This is a genomic window from Neobacillus sp. DHD-1R, from assembly GCF_057747995.1.
Genome location: NZ_CM173232.1, coordinates 2,141,931 through 2,159,351, shown reverse-complemented (window position 1 = coordinate 2,159,351; position 17,421 = coordinate 2,141,931). Strand labels below are relative to the sequence as shown.

The following is a 17,421-nucleotide window of genomic DNA, read 5'->3' as shown; positions in this document are numbered from 1 at the left end:
GTCAATAACAATAGCAATTACGTTATTGAGAGGGTGTCTTACTTTGAAGGGCATATATTTTATTAATGATCGAATTTGTCTTGATGGTCGATCAAAGGAAGAAAGTATCATCATGCAGGAACAAACCATAAAAAAATATCTATCTGAACAAAACATTCAGGTGGTCACGCTTAATCCATACCAATTAAACGAGTATTACACCATTCCCCATGCACTTTTATACGATTTAAAAAAAGAGAAAAGTCAATTTGATTGTTTGATTTATTACTCATTAGAAACCATAGAAGACTTTATATACACTTATCCGGCCAAATGGCTCATTTTAAGAAGCTTTTTTAAAGAAATTATTATGATGGATAAACAAATGGATTCAAATATCCAACAAGTAATTTAATCCGTTGATTTATTGGCGGTTCTTCGATAAATAATGAAAAAGTTGATCAAAAAAATAATTAGCACATAACAGCCATAAATTCCAAACGAATATAATTTATTGCTGTTAAATAGGGAACCTGCAAAGGATAAGATCAGAATATTGGGGATTTTCCCAAATACCGATGCGGTGAAAAAGGTCATCCAGCTGACATAACTTAAACCGCAAATAATATTAACAATTGGTGCCGGAATAATCGGGATTAAGCGGCAAGTCAGGATGGAAACGAACGAATTTCGGTGAAGAAAATCCTCATATTCCCTTACTTTTGGATATTTAGCTAACTTTTTTTCGGCAAAATCTCGAAAGCCATATCTGCATAAAAAAAAGAAACCCATTGTACCAACCATTGCTCCTGCCAACGATATGACAACTCCCAAAGCCGCGCCAAATATTGCTCCAATGACTCCTGCTAACACAGGAAAAGGGATGACCGGGAAGAAAACACAAATGGCGACGAGCAGCATACTAATGAAAATGGATAAGCTGTTGCCTTCATTAATTATTTCTAATAATACATCTTTCTGAAAGAAACCAAGGGCAACGATCATAAGTACAATACTTACGGTTATTATTCTTTTTACCATTATTTGTCCCTCCCCATTTATCGTATATAGAGGAAACTTTCCCTATCACCATTTTAAAATATCAGAATTTATAAGTTGTAGCTTCGAGAATTGTCCAGCTCCAGCGCCCTAGCGGCTAGTGTCCTTCGCTCTCAGCCCTACGATAAGTCAACATCGAATCGCCTCCGGCTCTTCGTGTTTCCTTTATCTCAGTTGGAGCGCTCCATAAGGAAGGCTTCGGCAGCATGGGCATCGCACGAAGGGAAAGCGTTAGCTTTTCCGAGGAGGCCATACGCCGCTGAACAGGGCGCTTCCGCTTTTCTTACAGTTTTGTTTGCCAAAAAAGATTCTTTATTAGTATATCGCTAAAAAGGACTTACATAAAGTGTCAGATTTAAGCTATTAAACCTTTAAACTGTAACAGGATTGTAATAGTTTAAGTGTTTTTTAGGCTCTTTTTTTGAATGTAGAAATATTGTAACAAAGCGCCCGTTCACGGCAGAATAGCAAATTTATAATAAACCTATAGAAACAATTTTAATGATAAAAAAATATAATGAATTTTGGTGATGAAAATGCAAGGTATTGGAAAAGGACATCCACATGCAATGGGACATCCACATGGTGCAAGTATGAAAATTGATTATGACGTTAACCCTTTTATCGTGATCTGGGAAGTAACTAGAGCTTGTCAGCTAAAATGTGTGCACTGCCGGGCAGATGCTCAGCTAACCAAAGACCCAAGAGAATTAACACATGAAGAAGGAATCAATTTAATTGATCAAATTTACGAAATGGATAACCCAATGTTAGTTTTTACTGGCGGGGATTGCATGATGAGAGATGATCTTTATGAGCTTGCTGATTATGCCATCAAAAAAGGTATGCGTGTTTCGATGACGCCGAGTGCTACTGATAATGTCACAAAGGAAAAAATGAAACTTTTTAAGGAAGTTGGATTATCCCGTTGGGGCTTTAGTTTAGACGGACCTACTCCAGAAATTCATGACCATTTCCGCGGAACACCCGGATCCTTCGATCTTACTGTAGAAAAAATAAAATACTTAAACGAACTTGATATGCCGCTTCAAATTAATACCGTAATCTCTCGCTATAATTATGATGCACTTGAACAAATGTCCAAACTCGTTGCAGAGCTTGGTGCAGTGATGTGGTACATTTTCTTACTAGTACCAACTGGCAGAGGTCAAATGGACGCTTGTATCTCTCCTGCTGAACATGAAAAGATATTCCGCTGGTTGTATGATTTAAGTAAAACCGCACCATATGATATTAAAACGACTGCAGCACAGCATTATCGGCGTGTTGTCCTTCAAGAAAAACAACGGGATCATTTAATTGAAAAGGGTGAACTTCATTACGAAGACACGATTACAACCGATTTTGCTTCCATGCATGATGGCTTAAAGCGTGCACCAAAAGGCGTAAACGATGGTAATGGTTTTGCATTTGTCTCCCACATTGGGGACGTAATGCCTAGCGGCTTGCTGCCTATTGTAGGCGGTAATGTCCGTGACACTCCACTTGCAGAAATTTATCGTGAAGCCAAAGTATTCAAAGAGCTTCGTCAGCCTGACAACTATAAAGGCAAGTGCGGCGTTTGTGAGTATAATAAAATTTGTGGTGGTTCCCGCTCTAGAACATACGCTGTAACCGGCGATTATTTGGAAAGTGAACCATTCTGCGTATATATTCCGCAAGCAATGCGAAATAAAGCTGCTGCTACAACAATATAAATTATTTTTCAACACCTATATTTAAGAGGCATTTCCAATTGTCGGAATGCCTCTTTTAATTTGGAAAAATAAGAGTTTTTTTGATTTAATCCAGTAAAATCAATGTCCATTTTTTATTTACCTTTTATTTTAATCTATACTTCATTTTACTGGTTAAGGAGTGTGCTTTTTGGGTATCTTGTCTTTAGAGATATTTCAATCGAAAGGAACCTCTCCATGCAACCAATCGCTATAAATGAAAAACACATTTCAACAGCTCTTTTTCAATTTATCTTCCCCATTTCATTTAAGGCCGCCAATGCTCATACCCTTCCCCATTACTTACATAACAATGGTTTTTCTCCGTTTCAATTAAATGATGTTCAACAAGAAACAGCCTATTATGGTGATTATTCTGTTTCCCATCGTGACTTGGAAGCATTTTACCTTCCAATGACAAATTCTATTCTATTTCCGCAGACGTCCCAGCAAAAAGGGTTGCAGAGGTACTCAAAAAACAGCGACGTGAACGGGCAGCTGATCTTAAAACAGACACGTATTCCATTTAAAATTCATTCTGTTGACGTATTTATCTGCCCATATGAACTTGGTTTTTTAACCATTCGAACTGAAATTAATCACTTGCCTTTATCACACGTCATAGAATTTGCCAATTGTTTTCGATTTTTGGATTCACCTACACAAATGACTGAAATTGAACATAATAACAATAAGTATCGGTTTGTAGGAGATTTTCTATTTGCTTCTCTATGTCCACATTTGCAGGATTATATAGAAGCTGCTTCCGATTCCCTGCTCAGCCCAAATAACATGTATGTACATTCCTTTCTTTCTTTTCGGGAAGAAGAGATTGTGGATGCAGTTGATGTATATCGTGCTGCAACATTAAGGGGGCAAAATTCAGGTGGAGATCCATTTGAACGTACAAATAACCAAGCATATATTAATCAATATTTGAAAACTAACGGCATCTGCTGGTCTCCTTCTACTTTTACTGTATTCGATGAACACTGCTTAACATGGTTAACAAATAAAAGTCAAAACGAAACCAGACAAAGCATCAGCGATTTTTATGGTCCATATTATTATGCAGTCATCATTAATCTTTTTCATATGCTGGTGTTTTTAAAAATTACTAAAACGTATTCAGCAATAAATATTGACCAAGCAACCAAAGAATTCAAGCAGTTAATTTATACGATAAACTCATTTACCTCGAATTTCTTTTTTACTATTGAGCCGGCGCATGCTTTTGGACATGAACTTTTTAAACAGTTAAAAAAATGCTTTCAAATCGACCGGTTACATGCTAATACGAAAGAAACTCTCTTTAGCCTTTTTAAATATGAAGAAAATATCGTAACAAAAAGAGACAGTTTATTATTATTAATTTTGACCTTATATACTGTGATTTGTGGAATATTTAGCATGAACCTGTTCACACATGATTTAGTGGGAAATATCAAATGGAGCCATTTTAAATCCTATAATCCCTTTGAATATTTTGCTGTTTTTATTGTACTTAGTGGAATCATTACAGTATTGTTCCTTGGGCTGCAAAGTCTTTATCAAGAAGTGCAGGACCGCAAAAACCGTAAAAAATGGATTCGAAAAACGGGCTTACCACAAAAAAATGATAAACTTCTATGAATCGTACTGTTTTTTACGATTCTTTCCTTTATATTGAATGTAGTGACTTTTCAATAAGGAGTATTTTATGATTAGAACCATTGCAGTAGATAAAACGTATCATATTCACATTGACGTAGATATCTCAAAACTGATTCACGGGGTGTATCAGTGGTACTGGATTGATTTTTACAATCCAACTGATGAGGAAATTCAATTGCTGAGTGCGCCTCTTTCCTTCCATCCCCTAGCTATTGAGGATTGCATCCATAATTTACAGCGGCCCAAGCTTGACTATTATGAGGACTATACATTTTTTGTTACACAAGCCCTTAACCAAGCATCCCTTACTCGCGAAGAAGTTGATTTTTTCTTGGGGAAAAACTATATTATTTCGTTTCATTATCAACCATCAAAGGAAATTGATGAAGTATGGCAGCGATTAACCGATACGACTGCCATTAAAAAGTGGGACCCTTCGCATGTACTATACATTGTCGTAGACAAAATGGTGGATAATTATTTTCCCCTCGTTTACCAAATCGAAGAAATGTTAAGTGAAATTGATGAAAATTCGAAAGGAAAAGCAATGGAAGTATTGCTGGAGGATTTATTTGATACGAGGCATCATCTGCTTTCATTACGGCATACGATTACACCGATGCGTGATTTGATTTATAGAATTCTTAATTCTCAACGGATTACTTACATACAAGGAAGAAAAGAATACTTTTCTGATATTCATGATCATTTACTTAAACTTACAGAAATGATTGAAGCCAATCGGGAGCTAACTACGGACATACGTGATAGTTATATTTCCCTTAATTCGCATCAAACCAATCATGTTATGAAAGTATTGACCGTGATTACGACCCTATTTATGCCATTGACTTTTATTGCAGGCCTTTACGGAATGAATTTTCGCTATATGCCGGAGTTAACATGGAAATATGGCTATTTTGCAACACTCATCGTTATGTTTTTAGTGGTGATTGGCATGTACATTTGGTTTAAGAAAAAAGGTTGGTTTAAATAAATGTACCCACAAAGGGTCAGACCCCACAACCTCAATATGCCGCTGGACTTTTTCTCAGCGGCGGTTTTATAACTGAGTGTTATGATTGGGGTCAGACCCATTTAGCTTCTTCTCACATTATGCTTCCTAATACTTTTATCTTATTCCCACTCTTCATATACAACCGTCCCACCTGTTAAATCGATCGTGTTCCTCTCACCTTTATAGTATGTTTTTCCAGCCTTCTCAACGATAAAGTTGTCATATGTATATACCTTTTGTCCATTTGGGAGCTGGATCATAACCTTTTCCCCGATTTCTTCTGTTGGAGCTTCTATTTTTATCGTACTTTGAAGGTAATGGTGAAATATAAAGAAAGCGCCTGTTATCATTACGCATACTGCGATGAAAGAAAATAGACCCTTCCAAGAAAATTGCTTTGTTTTTTGGTCATAAAGTTCTACTCTGTTCAACTTTTTCTCCTCCGTTTAGTACATATATGGTCGTTTTATGATTATTTACCCACTTTTTTAATAAACATTCGAATGGCTCATTCAAATCCAATTTCTTTACATTTAATCCTTTAAAGAAAAATTCAATCCATATTAAGATATGTGTCATTATCCAAAAAGTTGACACTTAAATGTTTTAAAACACATACTTTATTAATTTTAGGTATAATAATGAAGAATGAAAATTCCGAAAGGGGCACTTGCAGTGGCAAATACAAATATTGAAGAAACAATAAAATTAATAGCCAGCTTAGTTTCTATTCCTAGCCCATCAGGTAATACCAATGAAGTAATCACTTTTGTGGAAAACTTCCTGGCTGATTTGCAAATTAAGACATACAGAAACCGCAAAGGCGGGCTAATAGCCACAATTGAAGGTCATGATTCCAGCAAGCATCGCATGCTAACCGCACATGTTGATACGCTCGGAGCAATGGTGAAGGAAATTAAATCAAATGGAAGATTAAAGATTGACTTGATTGGCGGATTTAAATATAACTCCATTGAAGGAGAATACTGCCAAATTGAAACTAGCAGCGGAAAGAAAATTTCCGGGACCATTTTAATGCACCAAACATCCGTACATGTGTACAAAGATGCCGGTAAAGCAGAACGGAATCAAGAGAATATGGAAATTCGAATTGATGAAAAAGTACATACTGCTGAGGAAGTACGCGCACTTGGGATTGAAGTAGGAGATTTTGTTTCGTTTGACCCTCGGGTCGAGGTAACTCCCAGCGGCTATATAAAATCTCGTCATTTGGATGATAAAGCCAGTGTGGGGATCCTTCTTCAATTAATTAAACAAATTAAAACAGAAGGTATTGCATTGCCTTTTACGACCCATTTCCTTATTTCAAACAATGAAGAAATTGGTTACGGTGGTAACTCCAACATTACACCTGAAACAGTTGAATATTTAGCTGTCGATATGGGTGCAATGGGTGATGGGCAATCAACAGATGAATATACAGTTTCCATCTGTGTCAAAGATGCAAGCGGACCCTATCATTATGAATTGCGCAAACGATTAGTTCGTTTAGCTGAAGAAAATAATATTGATTATAAGCTTGATATTTACCCCTTCTATGGTTCCGATGCCTCAGCTGCCATTCGTTCTGGGCACGATATCGTCCATGGCTTAATCGGACCTGGAATCGATTCTTCCCATGCGTTTGAACGGACTCATACATCATCGATAGAAAATACAGCAAAGCTCTTGTATCAATACGTCCAATCTGATTTAGTTTTATAAGGATTAATGCCTATAATAGGGAAAGAGTAAAAGCCGATGTTTTTTCTGCATCGGCTTTTCTTGGTGATAGACCATTAGTAGTTTTCAATGATTAAAAACTTATTTATTTGTAAAAATAAAGAATGTCCCTCTTTCGCCTTCTCAACTTGAAAACTAATATTATTTTTACTCAATTTTCATGGAATTTTCATATTACTCATTTAAAATGAGAATAAATACTGATATTTAAGGTGTGTGGTTACATGAATCAAGGTTCCGTTTCAAATAAAAAAGCAGGTTTCCTGGTAAACTTTATTGCAAATACTAAAGAAAGAAAATTAATCCTTTTATCGTCTGTGGTTGTGCTATGCCTCATGTTGACCGGCTTCGTTTCTATTTATTTTTTTCGTGACCAATTAATGACGGAGGATTTTCGTCAATATAAAGGGACATTTAAACAATTGGGCTCGATTTCAAGGATTGGTTTTTTTGCAGTACTAGTGATTTATCCCATTTTTCGTTTATTAAAGGTTAAAAATTTGAAAGAAATCAAATGGGGAAATGTGCAATTAAAATCTATTTTACAGTTTGTCGGTAAATTAGTGAGAAAGTGGCATGCTCCCATTGCTATTCTTTCCACAGGTATTGTCATTCTTCATGCTTATCTGGCATTAATAAGAGGGTTTAAGTTTGACTTTACTTATATTTCAGGGATTATTACCACATTGGTTTTACCTTTCCTTCTCTTCATGGGACTAAAGCGCTATAAAAGAAAGGATCAGAATTGGCACTTCAAGCTTGCAATTGGCTTCTTGATTTTATTTATGATTCATGCGACCTTTTAATCATCACTCTTTACTAGTACAATTATAGAGAAAACGTTATAATATTCCTTGAAATAAGTAAAACTCATCACTAGGAGATGAAAAAATGTTTTCTAATATAGGTGTCCCTGGTTTAATTTTAATCCTAATTGTAGCCTTAGTGATCTTTGGACCAAACAAACTCCCGGAAATTGGCCGTGCCTTTGGAAAATCCATTAGAGAATTCAAAAACGCAACTGATGGAATTGCTGATGACATTAAGAAAGAAATCAAAGAGGATATAAAAGAGGTCAAACAAGAAAAAATTGACTTAACAAAATAACAAATCAAACACAAACAGCATCCCCAAACGATCATTAGGGATGCTGTTTCAGATTATCTGCGGGATTTTTCCGCTAACGACTGTACTTGAGTCATTAATTTTTTCCGAGCTTCTGGGTTTCGTAATAAATAAGCTGCGCCTAAACCAATTGTCGTCATCATCAAAGCTTTTCGTTTCATTTACAATTCCTCCTTTTCACTTCCTGCTTTTTAAATATTCCCACTTACTCATTAATTTAGCATTTCTAAAAATTAACAGTATATTTAATACGTACCCATCCTTTCTAGATTTAAACAAACAAAAAGCCAATTCCTTTTTGAAATTGACTTTTCTAATGACCTTGGATTACTTTTTTAACTTTTCTTTCATCATTTGATTATGCTGCTTTGTCTGCTCTAACAATTGATTTAAGAGGACAGTAGCTTGTTTATTGTCCTTATTTTCAACAGCAGTTCTTAATTCATGGAACGTTTTCCAATGTCCCATATCTTTTCCGCCATGTGCTTTCTTAACAAATTCCTCTTTCGTTAGCTTGCCTTCTTCAAATTGTTTCTTTAAACCTTCCATCTTGGAAATTTTTTCTTTTTTCCACTGCTCACGGATAGCCGCATTTTCTGGACTCATCCATTGATTCCGTAAATTTTTCTTCTCTGCAAGGACTTTTATCCATTCTTCTTTTTTATCCGGCGTATATTGATCTACCCAAGAAAGAAGCCTTTGCTCTCTTTCAGCCATCATTGCCTGCCAGTCTTTATGCATCATATGGTGATGGTTGCGTTCTTGGCAATCACAAGGTTTTTCCTCTGGATTTACAGGCGCCGCCTCTTTTGCATGAGCAAAACTTGGTATTAATAATAAGGCAAATGAAAAAATCAACAATCTTAATTTCATCAATAAATCTCCTTCCAATTTCATCAAATTAAAGCCGCTTTTTTCAACACGAAATTATTATTCCCATCATGTCGAAAAAAATTTACCATTTCGACAAAATTTTAGTAAAAATGTACTTGTGTTCTTAATTAAAGTGTCGTATTCTATGAACATAGTAAACATGTGAAAATATTCACAAATAAAAAGAGCGGTAGGCTCTTATTTTTAAAATATCTATTGTGAATAGTTTCACAAAAGGATGTATATATTTAAGGGTATCGGAGTGAATCATTATGACAAAACCACAAATCGTAATTCTAGGTGCCGGATACGGCGGGATCATCACATGTAAAAGCCTTGAAAAATTATTAAAATCGAATGAAGCAGATGTAACACTTATTAATAAACATGGATATCATTACATCACAACACAGCTTCACAAAACAGGAGTAGGAACAGCGGCAGATCGCCAAATTGCTATGTCAATTCCTGAACTAATCAATCCAAATAAAACTCGTTTTGTCCAAGCAGCTGTGTCATCTGTTGATATCAATACTCAAGAGGTTTACCTTGAAGGTGGAGATACGGTTAAATATGATTACTTGGTCATTGCTCTTGGCTTTGAGGTTGAAACATACGGCACTCCTGGAATTAAGGACCATGCATTTCAAATCAGAAGTTTTAGGAGTTCAAAAGCAATTTATCACCAAATCCTCAAGCAATTTAATCTATATAAGCAAGATCAAGACCCCGAACGATTAACTTTTGTAGTGGCTGGCGGTGGTTTTACAGGTGTTGAGATACTGGGGGAATTAGCTGATGGCCTTCCTAAATTATGTAAGGAACACAGTATTCCTTTTGAAAAAGTGAAAATTATGGCCATTGAGGCTGCACCATCTGTGATTCCATTCTTTCCGAAGCAATCAATTGAATATACAACCGAAGTGTTAGAACAATTAAATGTCGAATTAATTACAAGTAGAAAAATTCTTAAATGTACTCCAGATAAAGTTATTCTTGAAAATAATATAGAAATTCCTACTAAGACGTTAATATGGTCTTGTGGTGTAAAAGGAAACACAATTGTCCATAATTGGGGATTACCAATTGTGAAGGGCAAGATCGCCGTAGATTCTAATCTACGTGTTAAAAATACGAACAACATCTTTAGTATTGGGGACTGCTCAATATTCATGAAGGATGAAAAGAATGCATTGGCTCCAACTGCACAAGTAGCACTTCAACAGGCACCGGTTTGTGCAAAGAATATCGTTGCCTCGCTACGCGGTGAAACATTAAAATCATTTGTATATCACCATAAAGGTTCTGTTGCATCCATTGGATTTACAGCAGGTGTTGGTAAAGTAGGTTCTGTCCGTTTATCTGGCTTAATTGGTGCATTTATGAAACTCGTAATTGAGGCTCGTTATCTGTTTAATCTTGGCGGTCCAGCACTAATCATCAAACAGCATTTTGGTGTTGATCGCAAACCGATAAAAGTAACAGTAAAACAATAGCAAGGCTTGAAAATTGCTTATTTCCCTGGCATAGGCTCCCCTCCTACTTGCCATTTGATTAGATAAATCCCGATAATAAATTGCCTTAATCCCCCGAAATTAAGGCAGACAGAGGATGCCTCATTATAATGAGACATCCTCTGCTCATTTCTTGATATTATTTATTTTTATCCTTTATTCCCATTCTAAGAATTCAAGGCGATTTCCAAATGGGTCAAAGACATGAATTCTGCTTGCACCCGGAAGGTTGTCATCCTCCGTATATGCAATGCCACTCTCCATCAGACGTATTTTTAACCCAACTATATTGTCAACGACGATCGCTGGATGGGCTTTTTTAGCAGGTGTAAATGGTTCCTCTACTCCAATATGCAATTGAAATGGACCAAACTCAAACCAAACTCCACCGCGTTTTTTCAATTCCTCAGGTTTTTCAACCTCTGTTAAGCCGAGAATACCTGCAAAAAATCCTCTTGCCTCGTCCTCACACCCTTTTGGGGCCGCAAGTTGAACATGATCAAATTTTTTTAATGCAAATGCCATATAAGACACCTCCGAAGTGTACTAACTCACCCTTATTTTACAAAATTTTAAAAATTCCATCAAATTTCATCCCTTTTTAGATAAAAAATAAGTGAATGTGCCAAAACACGGGGTTACCCCTTTTTGGACATTCACTTTACGTTAATAGACATCTCTTTTAGTAAAAACAAAAAATGATACAAATAATGCGGCAGCCCACCAAACAAAAAGTACCATCATTGAAAACGAGAGGTTCATTCCTTCTATGGGCGGAGCCGCCCCCTTCATATAATCCGTTAATCGTAAATTTACCATAAAAAAGTATTTAGCCGATTCCCAAGAGGATACCATGTTACTTAGAATTGCTCCTGATATCAGAGCAGCAAGCATCACACCCATTCCCGCGGCTGTACTTCGAATTAAAACAGATAGCATAAAGGATAAAGTGCCCACGACAATTGCCACTAACCATACAAGACCAAAATCCATTAATAAAAACTTCCATAAGCTGAGCAGCTTCACTTCTGAGGTATTTAATCCTGCATCTGTCACATTGAAACCAGTTAAGATGGGTGCCCCCCAGCCTTTATACCCAAAAATCAATCCCGAAATGACATAAGATAGAATTCCCGTTATAGCAATAATTAACGAAATGGCTAGACACAGGGTGATATATTTACTTAAGAGTATCTTCCATCTTTTCACTGGTCTCGTCAACAAAAGCTTAATTGATCCCTGACTGTGTTCGGAGGATACCAAATCGCTCGCAATCACCATGACCATCAGCGGAATAAATAAATCAATCGAGTTTTCTAAAAAAATCCTCATAAACGTTGGTGCACCTGGCTCTGTTGGATTGATATCATGGTCAAGATAATATTGTTGCTGCTGTAACGAAATTTGCAGTTGTTTCTTCCATTCATCTGTTATTCTGCTGCTGCTTAACCGGTTTGTGGTATCGACAATTTGCTGCTGTAGGATTGTACGCCAATCACTTGTCCCTAATTTTTCTCGCTGTGTTTCAATCTGTTTGTATTGAGCATATGTAAATAACACTACAAGTACGCCGATAATCATCGCAATGACGACAAGTCGCTTTTTGGCCACAACCTTCATCATTTCATTTTGGACCAGATTATTCAATTGTGTCACCACCCGTTAGTTCGAGGAATAAATCTTCAAGCACCGGCATTTTTCTATTCATTTCTGTAACTGAAACACCTGCTTCAACTAGTTGTTTATTCCATTCTGGTATCTTAAGTTCATCAAATTCCGTTACAATCGTCCCATTATCTTTTTCTTCAATGGTTGTAAGAACGCTCAATACATGTTTTCCTCTTTCAAACGGAGTAATATGCCATTCCACTCTTTCACGATTTGCCAAGAGTTGCTGGACGGTAGCAATTCGAATAATCGTTCCTCTTGAAATAATTGCCACTCGATCGCACAATAATTGTATTTCACTTAATAAATGACTTGAAACAAGAACACTCAAACCTTCCTCTTCAGCAAGAAAACGGATAAATTGCCGCATTTCCCGGATACCTGCTGGGTCTAACCCATTGGTTGGTTCATCAAGGATTAACACTTTTGGTCTTCCCAATAATGCTTGGGCTATTCCGAGACGCTGCCTCATCCCTAAAGAGTAGGTTTTTACTTTATCATGAATCCGATCAGTTAAACCCACTAGTTTAGTGACCTCTTCGATTCGTTCATTGCCAATTCCATCAAGCATTCGCGCGAAATGGAGTAAATTATTATAACCTGATAGATATGGATATAATTCTGGGTTTTCCACAATACAACCGAGGTTGCCCATCGCCTCTTGAAACTGTTCCTCAACGTTGTAACCACAAATATGAATACTGCCCTCAGACGGTTTAATTAGTCCCACTAACATTCGGATTGTTGTCGTTTTTCCGGCGCCGTTTGGACCCAAAAATCCAAACACTTCCCCTTCACGTAAATCAAATGTCAAGCCCTTAATAATTTCTCTCTTCCCAATCACTTTTTTTAAATTCTTAACTGCTAATGTAATTTTCTTTTCCATCAATTTCCTCTCCTTACCAGGTGAGCAATGCAGCTACTCGTTCGGCAATTAAACGATACCCTTTTGAATTTGGGTGAAACTTGTCTGAATATAGATAGTCGTTTACCTTTAACTCGAACAAGTCAAACGTTGGCACGAACACGACTTTAGGAAAGGCAGCACTTACTTCGGCACTATCGTAGTTCCAATGACGAACGACTTTCGACATCTCTTTTCCTTGTTCTAACTCAATAAAAGGATTATACAAACCAACAAAAAATACATTTGCGTTAGGATTGTTCTTGCGAATTTGTTCAAAGATAAATTTCAAGTTATCAAGGTATTTCTTTTCAATGGCAGCGATTGCTTCTGACTTAAAATCAACCAAACCTTGACCGCCCCGGAATAAATCGTTCCCGCCAATCGTCACCAACACCATATCCGCTTGTTTGATTTGGCGGCCCACTTCAGGCTCTTGAACTTGTTTACGGAGCTGATCCGATCTTTGACCAATGATACCTAGATTTGTTAGCTGCACCTTTCGCTTTGTCCTGTCCTTTATTTCATCCATTAAAACGCCGACATATCCTTTTCCAGTCTCATCTCCTGTACCCCTCGTTAGTGAATCACCTAACGCGACGATGGTTAACTCTTTTTTGTTTTCTTCCTTTTTATTAACCGCGTTAGTTTCCGGAATTTTTTCCGGCTTTCCAGCATAGTATTCCCCTACTGCCCAACCAAGCCCAATCAGCCAGAGGAGGCAAAATAATACCGCAACGGCAGTAATGGAACGAATGACATTCTTATTCATGAAGGACATCCTTTCTGGCCTTTTCTATTATTTAATCACAGTTATTGACTGAAACAAACTTTCAATACCTCCGATTTGAGCTAAATCCAAAAAAATTCAATAAATGGTAACTTTTATAGTTAAAGTGCGATATCCTTGTTTTTTCTAATTTGTTCAAAAAAAAGCCGACCTCCATTTTGGAAATCGACTTACATCCTTCTATTCTTCTAAACTTCCCTTTGGTCCAAAAAACTCAAAGTGGATTCTCTCTTCATTTACCCCTAAATCTTTTAATGAGCCGTTAATTGCCTTCATAAATGGAACAGGACCGCAGAAATAAAAGTCTGCATTCTCAAGATCCACATTGTCGTTCAACCACTGACGTGTAACATAGCCTTCAACGTCAAATCGATTGTCCTTGCGATCCTCTTCAGTTGGAGAATCATAAAAAACAAATGAATTCACTTGCTCCTTAGCAGCTAGCTCCTCCACCTCACCTCTTAGGGCATGTACATGGCTGTTTGCAGCCGCATGAATAAACGTTACCTGACGTTCTGGTTGATTGTCCACCACTGTTTTTAACATGCTCATCATTGGTGTAAGCCCTACACCACCACTTAGAAACACAACCGGTGTATTTTTTTCCATATCAAGAACAAAATCCCCGGCTGGAGCACTTACTTTAAGAATATCCCCTTCATTTACACCTGTGTGTAAATAATTGGACACCATACCGTCAGGATTCGTGCTTCCTGCTTCTCGCTTCACACTAATTCGGTAATAGTCTTTACCAGGAGCATCTGAAAGACTGTATTGGCGGATATGTGTGAATGCTTCCCCTTCAATCTCTAGTTTAATACTAATATATTGACCTGGAATAAAATCTGCAATCGCACGATGATCCTCTGGTTTTAAATAGAAAGATGTAATCACATCACTTTCGACTACTTTACGGTCAACAGTAAAGTTGCGGAAACCATCCCAACCGCCATGCTGGTGGGCCGCTTCGTCATACATCTCTGCTTCCACACTAATAAAGGCATCGGCAATAACGCCATAGGCCTGCGCCCAAGCATCAATAATTTCGTCTGTTGCTGCTTCACCTAACACATCTTTAATCGCCAATAAAAGATGTTTCCCTACAATTGGATAATGCTCTGGCTTTATACCAAGACTTCTATGTTTGTGGGCAATTTGTTTAACGACAGGAAGAATGGTTTCGAGCTGGTCGATATATTTGGCTGCAGCATAAACAGTTGCTGCTAGTGCTTTTTGCTGTCTGCCCTTTTTTTGATTGGCATGATTAAAGATATTTAATAATTCAGGATGATTGCCAAACATCAATTGATAAAACCGAGTGGTAATCATTTCTCCATATTGTTCGAGTACCGGTACAGTTGATTTAATAATTTCAATTGTTTTTTGATCTAACACTAAAAACACTCCTTTAAGTAGTTTTCACTATTTCTATAGTGATTATATTAAATAAAGGATAGCTATTAAGTGATTTAGATCACACTTTATTATTTTTGAATAATTTGAACAAGGAAAAGTACCATTAATCATAACGCTGTCTCAGAAACTTCACAGATTGTTCACTTTTAAACATGACAAATATAACTAGTAGTCTAGTATCCAATCTTGTATCGTTTTAGTAAGTTATCAATGCCTGAGATTCTTCATAGGGAATGGCATATTAAGAGCATCAACTGGAGGAAAAAATGATTATGAACAAAGCAAAAATAGCCTGGATTACTGATACTACTGCTTCGCTCAGCAAAGAATTTATTGAGGAACACCATATACATGTTATTCCCCTGCACGTTGTAATTAATGATGAATTTTACAAAGAAACAATTGATATTTCTGCACAGGAATTTTATGATCGAATGAAGAATGAAGAAGGGAAATTTCAGTCTTCCCAGCCTTCGATTAATGACTTTGTAGTACTATATCGTCAATTAAAGGAAGACTATGACTGTGGAATTGCCATACATGCATCAAGTACTTTAACAGGTACCTATCAGTCATCGATTATGGCAGCAGAAATGGAAGATTTTAAACTGTTTGCAATTGATTCACAAACCGGTTCATATCCGCTTTCCTTTTTAATAAAAAAAGGAATCGAACTAGTTGAGCAAGGACTGGATATAAAAGATGTAATATCCCAATTAGAGACATTACGAGAACACACGCGTTTGTATTTGGTTCCATCTAATCTAGATCAACTTCATAAAAGCGGCCGCGTCTCTGGCAGTCAAAAAATACTAGCTTCTTTATTTAATATTAAACCGATTTTATCGATAGAAGATGGCGGCGCAGCAAAAATAAAGGAAAAAGTACGTACCGAAAAGAAAGCGCTAGCATGGCTGGTTAGTAAATTAAAAGAAGACCTTGATACCAGAACTGTTCGTAAGGCAGCTATTGTCCATGCCAATGACCTCAAAAGAGCGACGGAGTTTGAAAAACAAATAAACGAAATCTTCCCTAACATAGAAACAGAAAAATTGATGCTGATTACGGTGGCAGGAGTCCATACCGGTGTGGGGACACTTGGACTTTCGTGGGTGTGTGAATAAAGGACTGATTTTCATCAGTCCTTATTTTTTACAATATCCCCTTTGCTTTAGCTTCTGATAGCCACGAAGGAAACTCATTAAGTAATTGGTTATATAATTCTTCATCTGATGTTTTTTCGATATCTAATATGTGAAAAAAGTTTGCATTATCGACAAATCGGCCTTCCATTGTATCTAATTTTTCAAGGACTTCAAAATTGGAATTACCAATTCCGACAAATTGCCAAAAGATAGGCTTTTTCGAAGACTCTACTACTGGTTTCTTAATGGTTCTTTTACAGCCACCATCATTAATAAAAACGATAAAAGCAGGTTCTTTTGAAGGTGCTTCGATTGTATATTTTTTTATTACATCCTCCATGACAGGAGGTTCATCATTTCGCCCAAATTTATGAATCATATCATTGTTTAATATGTATTCCTCGACATAGTTGACAAAATCCCTCTCAGTAACTGATTTTAACCGAGAAAATTCATTATCATAAACCCAAATATCCAAAGTGCCATCATCATCAAATTGACTGGCAACCGCTAGGATCCGCTCCACGACTTTTTGGACGGTACCATTTTTATAGAGTCCCCTCATGGATCCGGAAATATCCAGCACTAACCCCACTCGAGCCACAACATTCGTAAGTTGCTTCTTTTCTAAAACAACACCTGCTGTTTTTTTCAGTAAATTAATTGTCGACATTAAAGCCCCTCCATTCATAAATTGATGCGAGTAATAGAAAGATAACTTCTTCTATTATTATACTCCATTTGAAAAATATGTTAAAAGGCAATCACAGATTATCTATTCTTTTGTATAATATGTTT

19 protein-coding genes are annotated in these 17,421 nt (G+C 36.8%); 9 read left to right on the top strand and 10 right to left on the bottom strand.

Annotated elements, in window-relative coordinates; all coding sequences use genetic code 11:
- Positions 1-43 precede the first annotated feature (43 nt).
- Positions 44-394, top strand: coding sequence for a hypothetical protein (locus tag AC3ANL_RS10360; RefSeq protein ID WP_488329128.1), 351 nt, complete (start codon positions 44-46; stop codon positions 392-394).
- Here AC3ANL_RS10360 and AC3ANL_RS10355 read toward each other — a convergent pair.
- Positions 391-1,020: a TVP38/TMEM64 family protein gene (locus tag AC3ANL_RS10355; RefSeq protein WP_488329127.1), complete on the bottom strand. Its 630-nt coding sequence runs from the start codon at positions 1,018-1,020 to the stop codon at positions 391-393. The genes AC3ANL_RS10360 and AC3ANL_RS10355 overlap by 4 nt on opposite strands.
- Positions 1,021-1,607: 587 nt before the next feature.
- Between AC3ANL_RS10355 and AC3ANL_RS10350 the strand changes: the two genes are divergently transcribed.
- From AC3ANL_RS10350 to corA, 3 genes are all read left to right on the top strand, one after another.
- Positions 1,608-2,756 (top strand): TIGR04053 family radical SAM/SPASM domain-containing protein, encoded by a 1,149-nt coding sequence (locus AC3ANL_RS10350; protein ID WP_488329699.1) that lies wholly within the window; start codon positions 1,608-1,610, stop codon positions 2,754-2,756.
- Positions 2,757-2,972: 216 nt separating this feature from the next.
- On the top strand, positions 2,973-4,406 hold the full coding sequence (locus tag AC3ANL_RS10345) for a hypothetical protein (protein WP_488329126.1): 1,434 nt from the start codon (positions 2,973-2,975) through the stop codon (positions 4,404-4,406).
- Positions 4,407-4,473: 67 nt separating this feature from the next.
- Positions 4,474-5,424: a magnesium/cobalt transporter CorA gene (corA, locus tag AC3ANL_RS10340; protein WP_488329125.1), complete on the top strand. Its 951-nt coding sequence runs from the start codon at positions 4,474-4,476 to the stop codon at positions 5,422-5,424.
- Positions 5,425-5,564: 140 nt separating this feature from the next.
- On the opposite strand, the gene AC3ANL_RS10335 is transcribed toward corA, so the two are convergent.
- Positions 5,565-5,876 carry a hypothetical protein gene (locus AC3ANL_RS10335; protein ID WP_488329124.1) on the bottom strand — a complete coding sequence of 104 codons (312 nt, stop codon included), beginning with the start codon at positions 5,874-5,876 and terminating at the stop codon, positions 5,565-5,567.
- A gap of 259 nt (positions 5,877-6,135) precedes the next feature.
- Here AC3ANL_RS10335 and AC3ANL_RS10330 point away from each other — a divergent pair, with 259 nt between their 5' ends.
- The 3 genes from AC3ANL_RS10330 (at position 6,136) to AC3ANL_RS10320 (ending at position 8,295) form a co-directional block, all read left to right on the top strand.
- Positions 6,136-7,170, top strand: a complete 1,035-nt coding sequence (locus AC3ANL_RS10330) for a M42 family metallopeptidase (RefSeq protein WP_488329698.1) — start codon at positions 6,136-6,138, stop codon at positions 7,168-7,170.
- Positions 7,171-7,412: 242 nt separating this feature from the next.
- Positions 7,413-7,994, top strand: a complete 582-nt coding sequence (locus tag AC3ANL_RS10325) for a hypothetical protein (protein WP_488329123.1) — start codon at positions 7,413-7,415, stop codon at positions 7,992-7,994.
- Positions 7,995-8,079: 85 nt separating this feature from the next.
- Complete coding sequence (locus tag AC3ANL_RS10320; RefSeq protein ID WP_488329122.1) at positions 8,080-8,295, top strand: twin-arginine translocase TatA/TatE family subunit; 216 nt, start codon at positions 8,080-8,082, stop codon at positions 8,293-8,295.
- A 53-nt stretch (positions 8,296-8,348) separates the two neighbouring features.
- Here AC3ANL_RS10320 and AC3ANL_RS10315 read toward each other — a convergent pair whose 3' ends face one another.
- Both AC3ANL_RS10315 and AC3ANL_RS10310 read right to left on the bottom strand, forming a co-directional pair.
- Positions 8,349-8,474, bottom strand: a complete 126-nt coding sequence (locus AC3ANL_RS10315; RefSeq protein WP_488329121.1) for a hypothetical protein — start codon at positions 8,472-8,474, stop codon at positions 8,349-8,351.
- 166 nt (positions 8,475-8,640) lie between these two features.
- Positions 8,641-9,186, bottom strand: coding sequence for a hypothetical protein (locus AC3ANL_RS10310; RefSeq protein WP_488329120.1), 546 nt, complete (start codon positions 9,184-9,186; stop codon positions 8,641-8,643).
- A 272-nt stretch (positions 9,187-9,458) separates the two neighbouring features.
- Here AC3ANL_RS10310 and AC3ANL_RS10305 point away from each other — a divergent pair, with 272 nt between their 5' ends.
- Positions 9,459-10,682, top strand: a complete 1,224-nt coding sequence (locus tag AC3ANL_RS10305) for an NAD(P)/FAD-dependent oxidoreductase (protein ID WP_488329119.1) — start codon at positions 9,459-9,461, stop codon at positions 10,680-10,682.
- Positions 10,683-10,856: 174 nt separating this feature from the next.
- Here the strand turns inward: AC3ANL_RS10305 and AC3ANL_RS10300 are convergent, their stop codons facing one another.
- The 5 genes from AC3ANL_RS10300 to hmpA form a co-directional block, all read right to left on the bottom strand.
- Positions 10,857-11,225: a VOC family protein gene (locus AC3ANL_RS10300; protein ID WP_488329118.1), complete on the bottom strand. Its 369-nt coding sequence runs from the start codon at positions 11,223-11,225 to the stop codon at positions 10,857-10,859.
- 141 nt (positions 11,226-11,366) lie between these two features.
- On the bottom strand, positions 11,367-12,347 hold the full coding sequence (locus AC3ANL_RS10295) for an ABC transporter permease (protein WP_488329117.1): 981 nt from the start codon (positions 12,345-12,347) through the stop codon (positions 11,367-11,369).
- The gene (locus AC3ANL_RS10290; RefSeq protein ID WP_488329116.1) at positions 12,340-13,254 is read right to left on the bottom strand and encodes an ABC transporter ATP-binding protein; all 915 of its coding nucleotides are present in this window, start codon (positions 13,252-13,254) and stop codon (positions 12,340-12,342) included. Before AC3ANL_RS10290 ends, AC3ANL_RS10295 begins: the two co-directional genes overlap by 8 nt.
- 13 nt (positions 13,255-13,267) lie before the next feature.
- Complete coding sequence (locus tag AC3ANL_RS10285; RefSeq protein WP_488329115.1) at positions 13,268-14,044, bottom strand: SGNH/GDSL hydrolase family protein; 777 nt, start codon at positions 14,042-14,044, stop codon at positions 13,268-13,270.
- Between the two features lie 198 nt (positions 14,045-14,242).
- Complete coding sequence (gene hmpA, locus AC3ANL_RS10280) at positions 14,243-15,457, bottom strand: NO-inducible flavohemoprotein (RefSeq protein WP_488329114.1); 1,215 nt, start codon at positions 15,455-15,457, stop codon at positions 14,243-14,245.
- A gap of 287 nt (positions 15,458-15,744) precedes the next feature.
- Here hmpA and AC3ANL_RS10275 point away from each other — a divergent pair, with 287 nt between their 5' ends.
- Positions 15,745-16,602, top strand: coding sequence for a DegV family protein (locus tag AC3ANL_RS10275; protein WP_488329113.1), 858 nt, complete (start codon positions 15,745-15,747; stop codon positions 16,600-16,602).
- A gap of 28 nt (positions 16,603-16,630) precedes the next feature.
- On the opposite strand, the gene AC3ANL_RS10270 is transcribed toward AC3ANL_RS10275, so the two are convergent.
- Positions 16,631-17,296: a vWA domain-containing protein gene (locus AC3ANL_RS10270; protein WP_488329112.1), complete on the bottom strand. Its 666-nt coding sequence runs from the start codon at positions 17,294-17,296 to the stop codon at positions 16,631-16,633.
- Positions 17,297-17,421 lie beyond the last annotated feature (125 nt).